Raw genomic sequence first — 16058 nt, 5'->3', positions numbered from 1 at the left:
CGCGTCATCGTCCGGGCCGGGCGTCGGTGGCCGGTCGTAGCCTCGGCGCATGGAGGACTTCCGCATCCACGTCACCGACGACGAGCTCGCCGACCTCGACCACCGGCTCGACGCCGCCATCCTGCCCGAGGCGCGTCCAGGCGCCGACGCGTCCGACTGGAGTGCCGGGATCCCGCCGGCCGTGCTCGCCGACCTGGTCGAGTACTGGCGCACGGTCTACGACTGGCGGGCCGTGGAGCGCCGGCTCAACGCCTCCGAGCAGCACACGGCCGAGATCGACTGCTGCCGCATCCACTTCGCCCGGGTCGGCGAGCACCGACCCGGCCGCCTGCCGATCGTGCTGACCCACGGCTGGCCGTACACGTTCGCCGCGATGCTGCCGCTGGCCGACGCTCTGCGCGAAGAGCTGGAGGTCGTGGTGCCGTCTCTGCCGGGGTACGGCTTCTCGGCGCCGTTGCCCGGGCTCTACGGCAGCCGGGCGGCGGCCGAACGCTGGCACACGCTGATGACGCAGGTGCTCGGCCACGACCGCTACCTCGTCTACGGGGAGGACGTCGGCGCCGAGCTCAGCGACTGGCTCGCGGCAGCGCATCCCGAGGCCGTGGCGGGGATCATCGCGTCGCACGCGTCGTTCTCGGCGCGGGAGCGCCCGGGTGTGGAGCTGGACGACGCCGAGCGCGCGTTCCTCGCCTCTGTCGCGACGCCCGCGGAGTCGGGCTACGCGCACGCGCAGGGCACCCGTCCCGACACGCTCGCCGCCGCACTCCTCGACTCCCCCGCCGGCCTGCTCGACTGGATCACCGAGAAGGTCGCCCGGTGGAGCGACGGCACCGCGCTCGAACGCTTCGACGTCGACGACGTGCTCACCAACGCGATGCTGTACTGGGTGTCCCGGTCGATCGGGACGAGCTTCCGGCCGTACAGCGACGACGCGACGGATCCGGTGCACCCGCTGATCGCGGTGCCGGCGAGCATCCTCATCCAGACGCACGAGGCCGCCTACCCGCGCTCCCTGGCGGAGAAGACCTACACGGACATCCGGTCGTTCGCACGCCTCGATCGCGGCGGCCACTTCACCGCCTGGGAGGCGCCGGAGGCCGTCGCCGCCGCCGTGCTGGCACTCGAAGAGCAGGTGCGCGGCTGATCGACGGGCATCGTTTCCGTCCGCACAGGTTGACTTCGCCGCGGTCCGCCCTACTGTGTGCGGTGACTGCGACGGTCGGCTTTTCGGGTGAGCCGGCCGTCGTCTCGTGTGATCGGGCCGTTTCGATGCGCGCGGGCCGTTTCGATGCGCACGGTAGGGTGACGGCAGAAACCGTCACGCGAATGGGGGGGCGACGATGCCGGGTGGACTGACCGTCGAGGGGGCCGCATGAGCACCGTGGATCCGTCGATCGCCAAGGCGCAGCGTGAGGCGCGGCGCACGGCCACGCGACCGGGCGCCGCGCGCGTGCTCATCCTGCTGGTCGTGCTGATCGCCGGCGGGTTCGGGCTCGGCTACGGCTGGGGCGGGCTCGGGATGCTGGACGAGTTCGGCGAACCGCCCTGGACCGCGGTGCTCGGCGTCATCGGCGGGATGTTGCTCACGATCGCCGGCAGCGGGCTCTGGGCGGTCACCGCGATGAAACGGTCCGACATCGGCTTCGGCTACGGAGCGGCCGCCACGCTGATCGGCGCCGGGAGCGGCCTCCTCGTCGCCGCCGAGCCGAACGGGTTCCCCACGATCGCCCTCACCGTCGCGGTCGCCCTGCTGGGCCTCGGCCTGCTCTTCCTCGTCGTCGGCGTCATCGCGGCGGGCGCACGCCGCCGGCAGCGCTCGCGTGAGGACGAGACCGCGCGGTCGGGCATGCTGACCACGGCCACCGTCAGCGACAAGGGCTACGACTTCTTCCACGACAGCTCGCGCATCCTGACCACCGTCACCTTCACCTTCCGCGATCTGCAGGGCACGCAGCGCTGGGTGCAGAAGACGATGGTCGTCCACCAGTCCGACCCGATCGTCGAAGGCCAGGAGACGCGCCTCTGGTACGACGCCGCCGCCCCGGGCAATGCGCGCACGATCGTCGTCGAGCTCGCGCGCGACAACGCGTTCCGCCGGTAACGACACGGTCCGTCACGCTTCTGGAGCCGCACCGGCCGCGCTCGGTAGAACGGTCGGATGGCATCCTCCCGCGACCGCTTCGCCCTGGCCGCGTGCGTCGGCGCCGGCTTCGCCACCCTGCTCGACCAGTCCGTCGTCACGTACACCATCCCGTCGCTCGGCCCGCAGCTGGGAGCGACGACGGGCGGCGTGCAGTGGTTCCTCGCCGTCTACTCGCTGACGTTCGGCGTCGGGCTCGTGCCCGGCGGCCGGCTCGGTGACGCCTACGGCCGGCGCGGGATGTTCGTCGGCGGCCTCGTGCTCTTCCTCCTGGGAGCCGCCCTGTCGGTGTTCGCGCCGGGGATCGGCTGGGCCATCGCCGGTCGCGCCGTGCAGGGGTTCGGGGCCGGCGTCGTGAGCGCGCAGGTCCTGGGCGTCATCCAGGATGTCTTCGCCGGGCGGGCGCGCATCCGGGCGCTCGCGGCCTACGGCATGGCCGCGTCGGCGTCCGCGATCGTCGGACCGCTCGCCGCAGGGGCGACCATCGCGCTGCTGCCCGAGCCGGTCGCGTGGCGGGTCGTGCTCGCGATCAACGTCCCGTTCATCCTCGCCGTCGCCGTGCTCGCGGCGCGGTTCGTTCCGCGGGGCGGAGGTGTGGCGGGCCGCCCCTCCCTCGACCTCGTCGGGATCGCGGTGACGGCCGCCGTCGTGCTGCTCGCCACGGCCCCGGTCATCGACCCGGGCCTCGGCGCGCTGCGCACCGGCCTCGCGATCGGCGGGGTCGCCGTCGGATCTGCCGCCCTCGTCTGGTGGGAGCGGCGGTACGCGCGTCGCGGGGGACGCCCGCTCTTCTCGCCGACGCTGCTGCGCTCCCGCGGCTTCACCGGCGGGAGCGTCGTCGCCCTCCTCTGGTTCGGTGCGGCCGTCGCGCAGTCGGCGATCGTCACGGTGTTCCTGCTGCAGAGTCTCGGGATGCCCGCCGTCGTCGTCGCCCTCGTCCTGGCGCCGAGTGCGGCCGCGCGGATCGCGACGTCGGCGCTCAGCTCCCGCCTTCACGACGCACTGGGGCGGTGGACGCTCGTCACGTTCCTCGGAGCGCAGACCGCGTGCAGCATCGCCCTGATCGCACTCACCGGCGTCACCGACGGCGTGGCACTGCTGGTCTGGATCATCGTGCTCGAAGCGCTGATCGGCGCCGCAAGCGGAGCGTTCGAGCCGCCGATGCGCGCGCTCACGCTCGCCCATGCACGGCCGGGCGAATACGGGCTCGCGGCGTCGTTCCTGCAGCTCGCTCAGCGGTTGTCGGCGACGTTCTGCGTGGCGCTGGTGACCGGAGTCGCGTTCGGCGGGATCGGCGTCGCCGTGAGTCGGGACGGGCTGCAGGCCGGTCTGGCCGTGTGCGGAGCTCTGCTGATCGGCGCCTCGGCCGTGGCGGTCGCGATGGTGCCCGGCCGGGTGCCGAGGTTTTCCCTCCGCGCACGTCCGGCCGTCGCGGACGAGTCTTGTGCGGATCCGGGCCCGCGTGGTGGGCTGCAGGAGTGAACTTCTTTCCCGACGACCCGCCCGCCGACGACCAGCCGGAGTTCGAGACGCCGCAGAACCCTCGATGGAAGCCGTCCGATCTCGAGCTCCCGCGCCTGTTCCCGATCGCCGAGGCCCTCGTCGTCACGGACACCGTGGCGATCATCGTGATGGGCGCCCGCGTCTACAGCACCGGTGTGGAGTTCATGATCGAGCGCCGGATGCGCCGCGGGGAGCGGACCGAGCAGGAGTGGCACGTGGCGCAGTGGCAGTTCCACGGCATGCACGGCCGCCCCGACCCGGGGCGCCTGCGCTACGGTGTCGCCCTCGGCGACGGGCAGCACGTGCTCCTCGACGCGTTCGGGATGATGCACCTCGGTGAGGAGGCGGAGCCGGCCGGCCACTCCCTGTTCCCGACCAACGGGAACGGCAGCGGGAGCGGCGACATCTATGTCAACCAGGACGGCATGTGGCTGTGGCCGCTACCGCCCGAGGGATCGATCGAGATCGTGGCCCAGTGGCCGGCCGAGGGTGTCGGCGAGTCGCGCGTCGTGATCGACAGCGCGCCTCTGCGCGAGCTCGCGGCAGCGGTGCGCCCCATCTGGGAGTAGTCAGTCGTAGCCGAGGATGACGACGTCCTCGTCTCGCAACCGATCGAACTCGAGCTCGTCTTCGACGGCGACACTGGCGGACATGCACTGGATGTTACGGCGCTGCCCCTGGGCGGCCGAATGGACGCGCTGGCCAATCGTCGCCGATTCGTGGACACCGCGTACAACGTCCGTCTCGGTGCACGACGAAGGCCCCCGCTCAGCGAGCGGGGGCCTTCGCGGGTGAGGTGCGTTACGCCTTGACGGTGCGGCGGCGGGCGACGAACACGCCGGCCGCTCCGAGCAGGACGAGCAGGCCGGCGAGCGTCGCCGGGATCACGGTGTTGTCACCCGTGGCGGCGAGGGCCGCGGTGGAGGTGACGGCGGCGACGCTCAGCGCCACGGCCTGGACGTCGCCCGAGCTCTGACCGACGAGCACGAGGGTGTGCGAGCCGGCGGCGAGCTTGGCGAGCACGTCGGCGCTCAACGTGACCTGGACCTTGCCGTCGACGACCGGGAAGGTGCCGACGAGGATCGGGGTCGAGTAGAGGTAGACGTCGACGAACGAGTCGTTCGAGACCCACTCGACCGAGGCCGTGTAGCCCTTGGTCGGGTCCAGCGTGGCCGGAAGTCCCGCGGAGAGCGGGGTTCCCGGAGTGACGTTCTGCGAGGCGAGGAAGGCCGGCAGGTCCGTCGAGTTCGCGACGGGGGCGGCCGCCGCGGGCTTCTGCGGGGCGGTGACCGGAGCCGACAGCGGGCTGTTCGCCCACGTCGTCGTGTAGCCGGGGAGGGTCGCGGTGACCTGGAGGCCGATGCCCCGACCGACGTTGTCGTCCGTCACGGTGTAGGTCGCGGTGGCGTCGCCGACCTCGCCGCCCGAGTTGGCAGTCGCCTCGAACCACTGGTAGGACAGCGTGCTGCCCTGCGCGAATCCGGAGGTGGAGCCGGTCAACGTGGTGCCGACCACCGGGGCGCCGGCGACGGCGACTGTACCGGTGGGCGCGAAGGTGTAGGTCGTGCCGTTGAACGTGACGGAGTCGACGTCAGCCTGCGTCCCGGCCTCGGTCAGCACACCGAAGCCCAGCACCTGCACGGTGCTCAGGTCGAGGGCGGAGAGGAGGTCGCCGAGCGACGCCGTGGCGTTCTTCTCGAAGACGACGGTGTCGTCGGCGTCCTTGATCGCCGTGCTCGTGACCCACTGGTCGCCGAGCGAGGCCGTGTTGGTGCCCTCTGTCGGCGACGCGGGACGGAGGGTGGTGAACTTCGGCGCCGACGAGTCGCCGTAGAAGAGCGGCAGCTGGAAGTATGCGGAGTTCCACGAGGTCTTCCACGAGACGCCGCCCGCGGTGACCGACGATTCGAGCTGTGCACCGGTGAGGCGCTCCTGCTCCGTGTAGCCGTAGAGGATCTGCGATTCCCCGGTGAGCTCGAGGCCGTTGGCTCCGACGACGGCACGGTCGGCTGCGTTGTCGTAGCCCTGGTGCCATCCCGGGTAGGTGTCCTCGTTCGAGCGGATCTGGCTTCCGTCGACCGTCACGGCCGCCGGGGCGCCCGCCTGTGCAGGAGCGGCCGCGACGAGCGCCGCCCCGCCCGCGATCGCCACACTCAGACCGAGGGCCGCAGCGCGTGCGGCCCAGGTGTTGTTCTTCTTCGAATTCACGTTGTCAATGACCCATTCACGTCGGTGTCGCTCGTCTGGTGATTCGGGGCGCGCGCGTGAACATGCGATTTCCCCCGTTATTCATTCGACTCTACGGTTGGTTGACAAATGCAACTATCCCCCGGATAGGGGTGATTTTCACGATTCAACCGTGCCGAACCAGCGCGCGAGCGCCTCGTCGAGCGAGCCCTGTTCGCCGCCGATCCACGCGACATACCCGTCGGGGCGCAGGAGCACCGCCGGCGCATCCAGCTCCCCCAGCTCGCCCGGCTCGCCGCCGAAATCGGCGACCCGATCGACCCGTCCCGTCCATCCGCGGACCGTCAGCGCACCGGTCTGATCGAGCAGCAGCCCGCGGCCGGTACGCAGGTGCTCGTAGACCCGGCCGCCCCGGCCCAACGGGAGGTCGCGCAGCCTGCGTCCGAGCGGGTCCGGGCCCTCGCCCAGGTCGTACCGGATGCCGGTGCCGCTGACGCGTTCGGCCAGGAGCCGGCTGACGTCGTCGAACGCCATCAGCTCCCCCATCAGCCGCCGGACCGCCTGGGGTCCCGGTTCGGGCGAGATCAGCACGCTCTGGGCGCGCGTGATCGTCAGCACACCCTCTGCGACCGGATGACGCTCGGCGAAGTAGGAGTCGAGGAGGTCGTGCGGCGCCCATCCCGCAACCGACGCCGCGAGTTTCCAGCCGAGGTTCACGGCGTCCTGCACGCCCAGGTTCAGACCCTGGCCACCGAGCGGAGGGTGCACGTGCGCCGCGTCGCCCGCCAGGAAGACACGACCCACCCGGTACCGTTCGGCGAGCCGCGTCGCATCGGTGAAGCGGGTGAGCGAGCGCGGGGAGTGCGCCCCGAAGTCGGTGCCCGCGAAGGCTCTCAGTCGGGTGAGGAACTCCTCGAACGTCGGCGGCACCGAGCGGTCCTCGGCGACCGTGGCGGCCGGAACCACCGCGCGATAGGTACCGTCCACAGTCGGCCCGATCCCGAACCCGCGGTGCGTCGCACGCACCTTCTCCCCCACGGCCGCGATCTCGGCGGCGGGAGCCGTCAGCTCCAGTTCTGCGAGGAGCCATTCGACGGTGGCGGCCTCACCCGGGAATCCGACGCCGAGCCGCTTGCGCACGAGGCTGCGGCCGCCGTCGGCGCCGACCAGCCACTGGGACCGCAGTCGCGTGCCGTCCGCGAGCTCGACGGTCACGCCGTCGTCGTCCTGCGCGAACCCGGTCAGCTCCGCTCCACGCCGGATGTGCGCGCCCAGTTCGGCGGCGTGCTCGGTGAGCAGCCGGTCCGTGATCGGCTGCGGGATGCCCAGGAGGTACGCGTGCGCGCTGTCCAGTTCGACGGGCCGCGGGCCGGTGATCCCGGCGAACGAGCCGACGCCTCCCGGGTACTTCGTGCCGTGCTCCAGGAATCGTTCCAGCAGTCCGCGCTGGTCCAGGATCTCGACCGTGCGCGGCTGCAGCCCGAGCGCCCGGACGGCGGTCGTCGGCTCCTCATCCCGTTCGAGCACGAGCACGTCCACCCCGTGCAGCCGCAGCTCGGCCGCCAGCATCATCCCGGTCGGGCCGCCGCCACCGATGATCACGTCGTACGCCACCAAATTCATCCGCACCCCTGCCTCTCCGCGACCGGATTGCAGCCGCGACCAGCAATTCTGGTGCACCGAGGGGCCCTTGCCGCAAGCCCCCGGCCCTCCGGTATCCTGGAAATGCGGGCGCCGATGGTCACATCGTCCGGCTGATCACATCGCCGGGCTGATCACATCGCCGGGCTGATCACATCGTCCGGCTGATCACATTGTCTGGCGCATCCCGCCGTCGATCACGACATCCGCCCCGGTCAGGTTGCCGAGCACCGGGCTCGCGAGCATCGCCACCAGGGCGGCGACCTCCTCCGGTGTGGTGAACCGCCCCGTCACCATCGCCTGTTCCGCGCCGTGCCGCACCTCCTCCGGCGACGGCCCACCCGCCGCGGACACCGTCTGCGCCACGCCGCCGGCCCCGAGCCAGAGGGCCGTCGCCACCGGCCCCGGGCTGATCGAGTTGACCCGGATGCCGCGCGGCCCGAGCTCTTTGGAGAGCGATTTCGAGAAGCTCAACGCTGCCGCCTTGGATGCGCTGTAGTCCATCACCAACGGGTCGGCGAGCATCGAGTTCTCGCTCGCGATCGTGACGATCGCGGCTCCGTCGGGCAGCCGATCCAGCAGCGCCCGCGTCACCCGGACCCCGGCGAGCGCGTTCAGCTCGTACGTCCGCAGCCAGTCGTCGTCGGTGATGGAGGCGAACCCACCCGGCCGCGGCGGCGCCGACCCCACATTGTTGACGAGCACGTCGACGCGCTCCCCCACCTCGCCCGCCAGCCGGTCGATCTGAGCCGGGTCGGACAGGTCGGCCGCGACGAAGCGGAAGGCCGGGCCCGCGGTGAGCGCGGTGATCTCGTCGGTCGCGCTGCGGGCGACTCCGACGACGGTCGCACCTTCGGCGAGCAGCGCGCGGACGGTCGCGAGACCGATCCCCCGGCTGGCTCCGGTGACGACGGCGGATTTGTCTTTCAGCTGAAGGTCCACGTCGCGACTATGCCGTGCGCGCGGGTGTGAGCACCAGGGGTGACCGTGTCACTGGAGGCAGAACCCGTCGCCCTCCGGGTCCTGCAGCTGGTGGTAGCGCTCCGGTAACGGATGGCGCGCGCGCGAAGACCTACCTCCGCGACTCCTGCGACAGCCGCCGGAAGGTCATGAAGCAGCCGAGTGCCGCGAAGAGGAGCGCGAGGCCGACCTGCGGCAGGTACGCCTGCCACATCTCGGGGTTGTCGAAGATGTTCTCGGCGAACAGCCGCCAGAACTCGGGCCGCGTGAGCGCTTCGACGAGCGGGATGTCGACGGCGCCGGCGAGCTCGCTGAAGATGCCGGCCAGCAGGCAGAGCGCCACGGTGACGACGACGATCGCGACGATCCCCCAGAACGCGCCACGGGTCACACGGGCCTTCGATCCCACCCGGTACAGCCACAGCGCTCCGACGGCCACACCCCACGACACGATGGAGGCGATGAAGCCGATGTTCCAGAGGATGGTCCAGGCGACCACCCCGACCGGGATGATCAGCAGGGCGAGCGCGATGCCACGGGCGACTCGCTCCCCCTCGGTGAAGGGACCGGCGGTGGGTGCCGCTGCGGCCTCCGGAGTCGGCACGGCCTCGTTCGGCGCTCCTGGTGCAGAGTCGGTCGCGTCAGTCATGCTCATCCCCCGTTCGCGCATCACCGTGACGCGCGAACGAAATCATGGCATGCGCCGCACCCCGGCCGGCGTGCACGGCGCACCCCATTTCGGGTGACCGCCGCCGCGTTGCAGGGCGACGCTACTCGTCGCGGGCGTCCGCCTCGTCGAACTCGTCCAGCTGATCGGCGCCCTGCGGCACCTCGACCTCCACCTCCACACCGCCCTCATCGGATTCGGCATCGGGCGCCCGGAACGCGCCGGTCCCCTCGTCCAGCGTCCCTTCGCCGTCCGGATACCCGGCCTCGTCCGGATACTCGACCCCACCCGTGTTCGACATGCGCCGCTCCCTCCACCTGGTCCGATCGTCTGGTCCGATCCTCCACCCGAGACGGCGGATGGGCCAGGGGCGGTTGTCGCACTCGTGTGGAGCCGCCCAGCACGGCCCCTGCTCTGGGGCGGGGCCGTGGGGTGCCTTGTCCACTAGCGTCGGGCGTCATGGGGGACGAGCGAGCTGCCCCGGCGCCGACGCCGCGGGTCGATTTCGCCGGCATCATGGCGTTGTCGTCGCGGCCGGCCGGGTACGCCGTCGCGTTGAAGTGCCTCCAGGTGCAGGCGGACGCGGTCGACGTCGATCCCGCTCTGCGATCCGGCGCGCGGGAGATCCTGCATCCGGATGCCGAATCCTGGTATCAGGGAGCCCTCGGCGAGATCGCGGTGGGGGCGTTGCTGGAGGCCCTCGGACCAGGCTGGTTCGTGCGACATGCCGTGCCGATCGGCGCAGGCACGAAGGATGTGGACCATCTCGTGATCGGCCCGGGCGGCGTCTTCGCGATCAACACGAAGCACCACTCGGGCGCCGCGATCTGGGTCGGCGACCACGTCCTGCGGGTCAACAACGCGAACACTCACCACCTTGCCTCAGCGCACCGCGATGGTGCGGACGTCGCCCGACGACTAGCGGCGAAGGCGGGCTTCCCCGTTCCCGTGACACCCGTCGTGGCGATCCTGAACGCCCGTACCGTCAAGGACGGCCGGTCGGCGAGCAGCAGGTCTGTCGCCGTCCTTCCCGCCTCGTCGCTCGTCGGCTGGCTGAAGTCCCAGCGATCCCTGCTGCCGCCGGCGAAGACCGAGCTGATCATGCTCGCAGCGGAGGAACCCGGGACCTGGCATTCGGACCCGCGGGCTGCAGACACCCTTTGCGTCATGCAACGCTTCGAGCGGCTCGTGGCACGGGTCGGTGCGCCCCGGTCACCGGTAGCCTCCGCAGCCCGAGCGGGAACAGGGAGCACCTCTCCTCGATCGAGTCGGCAGCGAGGTGACCGAGGGACGAACGTCGGCGCGAGGCGATCCTCGACGAGATTGAAGGAGGGGTCCACCTTGCCCCGGCTGCTCGGGCTCTGGCTGACCACGGCCGCTGCCATCGGCGCGATCCTGATCATCCGCGACCTCGCCGCCCAGCCCTGCACCGGACCGGCGGCGTGCATGCTCCCCGCCCTCTATTCAGCGTGGAAGCCGCTCCTGATCGTCGCGGGGATCGCCCTCATCGGGAGGGCGGTGCTGCTCACGTTCCGCGGACAGGGAGGGTCATCCCGTTCGAGAAGGCGCTGATGCCGTCGTCTCATACCCGGTTGACCGCCGCCTCCGGCTCCCCCGTCTGCACGGCGTCGGCCGCGTTCTGCGCCTGCACCCGCACGTACTCCACCTCGGTGAAGCGCGAGAAGTAGGCGATGTGCGGGGTGAGCACGACATCGTCCCGCCCGACGAGCGGATGGCCGGGCGCGGGCGGCTCCTGGTCGAGCACGTCGAGCGCGGCCCCCGAGAGCCGGCCGCTCTCGAGCGCTGCGACGAGCGCGTCATTGTCGATCAGACCGCCGCGCGACACGTTGACCAGGATGGATCCGACCGGCATCTGCTCGAGGAACGCCGCATCCACCATCCGGGTCGTCTCGGTGGTGAGCGGCATGTGCAGCGACAGCACGTCCGCGCCGCGACGGACGTCGTCGAGGCTCGCACGGGCGATCCCGAGCCGGTTCAGCTCGGCGGTCACCTCGGGGGTGTCGGGCAGCATCGGGTCGTAGCCGAGCACGCGGCCGAACAGCGGCCCGGCGAGCCGGGCGAACTCGCGGCCGATCCGCCCGAGCCCGAGGATGCCGAGGGTCCGCTCGCTCAGGCGCGGCGGTGCCTCGGGGGCACGCTCGTTCCAGCGGTCCGGGGTGGCCGAGGACGTGTAGAAGGGGAGCTGCCGGGCACTCGCCAGCAGCAGGGCGAGCGCGTGCGTCGCCACCTCCTCCGTCGCGGCGCCGGGCACGTTCGTCACCCAGACGCCGTGCTCGGTCGCGGCCTCCACGTCCACGTAGTCGAAGCCCATCGACATCAGCGCGATGACCTTCAGGCGCGGGAGGGACGCGATCATCTCGCGGGTGACGGCGGCGTACCCGGGCAGCAGCGCGTCGGCGTCCTGCGCGCCCGCGACGATCGCCGCCGGGTCGCGGGTGCCGAGCACGCGCACCTCGAAGCCGTGGGATTCGAGCAGAGCGATCCCGGGTGCCGGGTCGGTGTCCTCGACGTCGGTGTAGACGGCGACCGGGCGCCGGGAGGCGTCACTCATCGCTGCCTGCTCCGCGCGGGTGGGCGCTGCCCTCGCGCACGATCACCTGGGCCATCGCCGTCATCAGCTCGTACGCGACGTGCGCGGCGGCGATCCCGGTCACCTGGGCGTGGTCGTAGGCGGGCGCGACCTCGACCACGTCGGCGCCGACGATGTTGAGGTCCGTCAGACCGCGCAGCAGACGCAGCAGCTCGCGGCTGGTGAGGCCGCCGGCCTCCGGAGTGCCGGTGCCGGGGGCGTGCGCCGGGTCGAGCACGTCGATGTCGATGGAGATGTAGAGCGGCCGGTCGCCGATGCGCGTGCGGATGCGTTCGAGCGCGGCGGGGATCCCGTGCTCCTCGATGTACTCGCTCGACACGATCGCGAAGCCGAGACGCTCGTCGTCCTCCAGATCCTGCTTGCTGTACAGGGGGCCGCGGGTGCCGACGTGGACGGACGCGGTGCGGTCGAGGTAGCCCTCCTCCGATGCCCGGCGGAAGGGCGTGCCGTGCGTGATCGGCTCGTCGAAGTAGGTGTCCCAGGTGTCGAGGTGCGCGTCGAAGTGCAGCACGGCGACCGGGCCGTGCTTCTCGCTGACCGCCTTCAGCAGCGGGTAGGCGATGGTGTGGTCGCCGCCGATCGTGAGGATGCGATGCACCCGGCTGCCCAGATCGCTCGCGGCCTCGGCGATCTGCCGCACCGCTTCGTCGATGTGGAACGGGTTCACTGCGATGTCGCCGGCGTCGGCGACCTGCACGGCCTCCCAGCCCGAGAAGTCCTGCGCGGGGTTGTAGGGCCGCAGCAGCCGGCTGGAGGCGCGCACGTGCTCCGGGCCGAAGCGCGCGCCCGGCCGGTAGCTGACCCCGGTGTCGAAGGGGATGCCGACGACGGCGAGGTCGACAGCGGGGACGTCTTCCAGGCGGGGTAGCCGGGCGAACGTCGAGAGTCCGGCGTAGCGCGGCGTCTTCGACGCATCGAGCGGGCCGATGGGAGGCATGCCCTGGGCTGGATTCCCCTGGGGCGGGATGGCCGGGGTGCCGGACGGCGTCGTGCTCATGGGTCTCTCCTACTTCGTGAACGTGTGCTGCGGGAGGTGGACGACCTGCAGTCCACCGGCGGCGCCCGCGGCGGCGACGGCCTCGGCCAGCTCGGCGGCCGAGGCCACGCGGCGTCCGGTGCCGCCGAACGCGTCGGCGAGGGCGGCCCAGTCCGGCTGCGCCAGGTCGACGCCGACGGGTGCGATGCCCGCGTCCGCCTCGTTCTGCTTGATCTCGGCGTAGCCGCCGTTGTCGACGACGATCACCGTCACATCGAGACGCTGCTCGACGACCGTCATGAACTCCTGCAGCGAGAACATCAGCGCGCCGTCGCCGACCACGGCGAACACCGGCCGGTCGGGCCGGGCGACCCGCGAGCCGATCGCGGCGGGCAGGCCGTAGCCGAGGGTCGCATAGGTGGCCATGTAGGGCGTCGAGTTCGGCGTGCTCGCCCGCAGCGTGTTCAGGAGGCCCCAGTACGCGATCTGCGACGAGTCGGTCGCGACGATGGCGTCGGCGGGGAGCGCCGCCGCGATGGCTTCCGCGAGGTCGGTGTTGACGGCGGAGAGCTCGGCGCACTCCGCGCGCACGGCCTCCAGCGTCTCGGCGACACGGGCGGCACGGGCGTCGACAGTGTCGGCATCCGCCTGTGCGGACTCGCCGAGCGCCGCCGTGATCGCGGCGAGCGCGACCGCGGCGTCGGCGACGACGCGCACCTCCGCCTCCTGGTTCTTGTCGAGCTGCGAGGCGACCAGGTCGATGCGGATGACGTGCCCGCGGGCCTCCAGCGCATCCACCCACAGCTCGGCCTCGCCCAGCTTCGAGCCGACGACCAGCAGCACGTCGGCGTCGCGGGCGCGGTTGCGCGCGGCCGCCAGCCGCAGGTTGGAGCCGAGCGAGAGCGGGTGGTGCTCGTCGAGCACGCCCTTGGCGTTCAGCGTCGTGACGACCGGCGCGCCGAGACGCTCGGCGAGGGCCCTCAGCTCGGCCGACGCCGCACGCGACCCGCCACCGGCGAGGATGACCGGGTCGGTGGCGGAGGCCAGCAGGCGTGCCGCCTCCTGGATCGCCTGCGCATCGGGAGCCGCGGGTGCGGCAGCCGTGCACGCGACCAGTGCGTCGGCCGGCACCTCCACCTCCTCTTCGAGCAGGTCGAGCGGCACCTCGATGTAGACCGGACGCGGGCGCCCGGTCGCGAACAGCGCGAACGCGTCGTGTACGGCCTGCACGGCCTCCTCGGCCGACTGCACCCGGCGCCCCCACTCGACGATCGCGGAGGCGGCGCCGAGCTGATCCTTCGTCTCGTGCAGCGTGCCCACGTCGGCGAACTCGCGCCCGCGCGCCGGCCCCGGCGAGAGCAGGATCATCGGCCGCGACTCGCAGTACGCGGTGCCCGCCGCCGAGAGCGCGTTCAGCAGGCCCGGCCCGCTCGTCGTGATCACGACGCCCGGCAGGCCGGTCTGCAGCGACCAGCCGTCGGCCGCGTATCCCGCACCCTGCTCGTGGCGGGTGGTCACGGGATGCACGCCGAGCGCGGCCAGCGGCCGGTAGAACTCGAGGTTGTGGGTGCCCGGGATGCCGAACACCGTGTCGACACCATAGTTGCGGAGGGTCTCGATCAGCACCCATCCGGTCGTGCGTCTGGCGCGTGTCTCCATGCCTGGTCGTCCTCCCGGAGCGGTGTCGGTTGCGGTCTCAGTGGTCATCGGCGTCGAACCGGGGCGTGCCGTCGACCCAGGTCGCGCGGACCGGGATGGCCGAGATCGCGTCGGCGTCGACCGTGAGCGGGTTCGCGCCCAGCACCACGAAGTCGGCGCGCTTGCCGGCGACGAGGGAGCCGAGCTCGTTCTCGCGGCCGAGGGTGATCGCACCCTCCAGCGTGTGCGCGCGCAGCGCCTCCTCCGCGCTGATGCGCAGCGTGTCGGGGCCGAGCTTGTGCCCGCGGCGCGTGACGCGGGTCACGGCGGCCTGGATCGCCTCCAGCGGACGCGGCTCGGCGACCGGGGCGTCGGAGGAGATCGTCACCGGCACCCCCGCCTCGATGAACTCACCCAGCGGGTTGAACCGCTCGCCCGGGGTCCCGATGGCCTGCTCCACGCCCTCGCCCCAGTTGTAGTAGTGCTGCGTCTGGTTCACCGGGCGGATGCCGAGCTTCGCCATCCGCGCGATCTCCTTCGGGTCCGGGAGGCCGCAGTGCTCGATCCGGTGGCGCGCGTCGGCGTCCGGGTGCTCGGTCAGCACCTGCTCCACCGCATCCACCACCATCGCGATCGCCGTCGGCGACTGGGCGTGCGTCGCGGTCTGCAGGCCAGCGGCGTGCGCCTTGGCCACGAGCCCGGCGTACTCGGCGGGCTCGTGGTAGAGCTGGCCGGTGCGGCACGGGTCGCCGACGTACCCCTCGGGGAAGTAGGCGGTCCAGCCGCCGAGCGTGCCGTCGGCGTAGAGCTTGATGCCCGCCACCGAGAGGAACGCGTTGCCGAACGGACCGGTGAGGCCGAGGTCGATCACCTGGTCGAGCAGGTGCGACAGGAAGTACATCGAGACGCGCACCGACAGCTCGCCGCGGTCGGCCATCGCCAGGTAGGCGGCCAGCTCGCGCTTGGACACCTGCGCGTCGCCGAGCGCGGTCACGCCGGACGACAGGAACTCGCGCTGCGCGATGTCGAGCTGCCGCTGGTGCTCGGCCGGCTCGTCGCCGAGGTGGAAGTTCGGGCCGTGGTGGCCGATCTTCACCCCGTGCAGCCCGGTGAGCACGTTGCAGGCCGCGTCGGACAGCTCGCCGGTGAGCTCGCCGTCCGCATCCCGGAAGAACTCGCCGCCCTCGGGGTTGGCCGAGTCGCGGGTGATGCCGTACTTCTCGAGCGTGTAGCTGTTGACCACGCCGCCGTGGCCGGAGGCGTTCATGATGTACACCTCGCGGTCGGTCGCGATGCGGTCCAGCTCCTCCTTCGTGGGGTGGCGCTGCTCGGCGAGGTTGCGCTGCTCGTAGCCGTAGCCGCGCAGCGGGACGCCGGCCGGGAGCCGGTGGGCGCCCTCCCGCATCAGCTCCACGATCTCCGGGATGGACGCCGCCTTCGCGGGGCTGACGTCCACCCAGGTGAGCAGCTGCCCGTACATCAGCGGGTGCGCGTGCGCGTCGATGAAGCCGGGGACGATCGTCGCGCCCGGGTAGTCCGCGCGGGCCGCCGCGACACCGGCAGCGTCCGCCGCCGCCTCCACCTCGGCGAGCGTGCCCACGGCGAGGATGCGGCCGCCGGCGGTGAGCAGCGCCTCCGCTCGGGGCGCGTCGTCGTCGACGGTCAGGATCGCGTCGGCCGTCACGATGGTGGGGGCCGAGTCGCGGTCGTCGAACGTTGCCAGGTGTCGCATGGG

14 protein-coding genes are annotated in these 16058 nt (G+C 71.8%); 5 read left to right on the top strand and 9 right to left on the bottom strand.

All coding sequences use genetic code 11. The annotated features are described in order from the left end of the window. Positions 1–49 precede the first annotated feature (49 nt). From ACFVU2_RS17105 to ACFVU2_RS17090, 4 genes are all read left to right on the top strand, one after another. Positions 50–1144, top strand: coding sequence for an epoxide hydrolase family protein (locus ACFVU2_RS17105; protein ID WP_387876732.1), 1095 nt, complete (start codon positions 50–52; stop codon positions 1142–1144). Positions 1145–1372: 228 nt separating this feature from the next. Further along, positions 1373–2101, top strand: a complete 729-nt coding sequence (locus ACFVU2_RS17100; protein WP_387876730.1) for a hypothetical protein — start codon at positions 1373–1375, stop codon at positions 2099–2101. Between the two features lie 57 nt (positions 2102–2158). Next, positions 2159–3622 carry an MFS transporter gene (locus tag ACFVU2_RS17095; RefSeq protein ID WP_387876728.1) on the top strand — a complete coding sequence of 488 codons (1464 nt, stop codon included), beginning with the start codon at positions 2159–2161 and terminating at the stop codon, positions 3620–3622. Beyond that, complete coding sequence (locus ACFVU2_RS17090; protein WP_387876726.1) at positions 3619–4212, top strand: hypothetical protein; 594 nt, start codon at positions 3619–3621, stop codon at positions 4210–4212. The genes ACFVU2_RS17095 and ACFVU2_RS17090 overlap by 4 nt, the downstream gene beginning before the upstream one ends. A 232-nt stretch (positions 4213–4444) precedes the next feature. Here the strand turns inward: ACFVU2_RS17090 and ACFVU2_RS17085 are convergent, their stop codons facing one another. The 5 genes from ACFVU2_RS17085 to ACFVU2_RS17065 all read right to left on the bottom strand — a co-directional run bounded on the left by ACFVU2_RS17085 (position 4445) and on the right by ACFVU2_RS17065 (position 9399). Further along, a complete protein-coding gene (locus tag ACFVU2_RS17085; protein ID WP_387876723.1) occupies positions 4445–5851 on the bottom strand; it encodes an LPXTG cell wall anchor domain-containing protein in 1407 nt (468 codons plus the stop codon). Positions 5852–5989: 138 nt separating this feature from the next. Then, positions 5990–7453, bottom strand: coding sequence for an FAD-dependent monooxygenase (locus ACFVU2_RS17080; RefSeq protein ID WP_387876720.1), 1464 nt, complete (start codon positions 7451–7453; stop codon positions 5990–5992). Between the two features lie 186 nt (positions 7454–7639). Next, on the bottom strand, positions 7640–8413 hold the full coding sequence (locus tag ACFVU2_RS17075; protein ID WP_387876717.1) for an SDR family NAD(P)-dependent oxidoreductase: 774 nt from the start codon (positions 8411–8413) through the stop codon (positions 7640–7642). 130 nt (positions 8414–8543) lie between these two features. Further along, positions 8544–9080 carry a hypothetical protein gene (locus ACFVU2_RS17070; RefSeq protein ID WP_387876714.1) on the bottom strand — a complete coding sequence of 179 codons (537 nt, stop codon included), beginning with the start codon at positions 9078–9080 and terminating at the stop codon, positions 8544–8546. A 121-nt stretch (positions 9081–9201) separates the two neighbouring features. Then, positions 9202–9399 carry a hypothetical protein gene (locus ACFVU2_RS17065; RefSeq protein ID WP_387876712.1) on the bottom strand — a complete coding sequence of 66 codons (198 nt, stop codon included), beginning with the start codon at positions 9397–9399 and terminating at the stop codon, positions 9202–9204. A gap of 158 nt (positions 9400–9557) precedes the next feature. Here ACFVU2_RS17065 and ACFVU2_RS17060 point away from each other — a divergent pair, with 158 nt between their 5' ends. Next, positions 9558–10670, top strand: coding sequence for a nuclease-related domain-containing protein (locus ACFVU2_RS17060; RefSeq protein ID WP_387876709.1), 1113 nt, complete (start codon positions 9558–9560; stop codon positions 10668–10670). A gap of 10 nt (positions 10671–10680) precedes the next feature. Here the strand turns inward: ACFVU2_RS17060 and ACFVU2_RS17055 are convergent, their stop codons facing one another. The 4 genes from ACFVU2_RS17055 to ACFVU2_RS17040 form a co-directional block, all read right to left on the bottom strand. After that, positions 10681–11670 (bottom strand): C-terminal binding protein, encoded by a 990-nt coding sequence (locus ACFVU2_RS17055; RefSeq protein ID WP_387876707.1) that lies wholly within the window; start codon positions 11668–11670, stop codon positions 10681–10683. Then, positions 11663–12646: an agmatinase gene (gene speB, locus ACFVU2_RS17050; protein WP_387876850.1), complete on the bottom strand. Its 984-nt coding sequence runs from the start codon at positions 12644–12646 to the stop codon at positions 11663–11665. Before speB ends, ACFVU2_RS17055 begins: the two co-directional genes overlap by 8 nt. A 69-nt stretch (positions 12647–12715) precedes the next feature. After that, positions 12716–14344 (bottom strand): thiamine pyrophosphate-binding protein, encoded by a 1629-nt coding sequence (locus tag ACFVU2_RS17045; RefSeq protein ID WP_387876704.1) that lies wholly within the window; start codon positions 14342–14344, stop codon positions 12716–12718. Between the two features lie 37 nt (positions 14345–14381). Beyond that, entirely contained in the window at positions 14382–16055 is a 1674-nt protein-coding gene (locus ACFVU2_RS17040) for an amidohydrolase (RefSeq protein WP_387876703.1), read from the bottom strand. Positions 16056–16058 lie beyond the last annotated feature (3 nt).

Origin of the sequence: Leifsonia sp. NPDC058194 (genome assembly GCF_042883605.1) — a bacterium.
GTDB lineage: Bacteria > Actinomycetota > Actinomycetes > Actinomycetales > Microbacteriaceae > Leifsonia.
The sequence above is the reverse complement of the archived record's forward strand: the minus strand, read 5'-3'. Positions and strand labels throughout refer to the sequence as shown.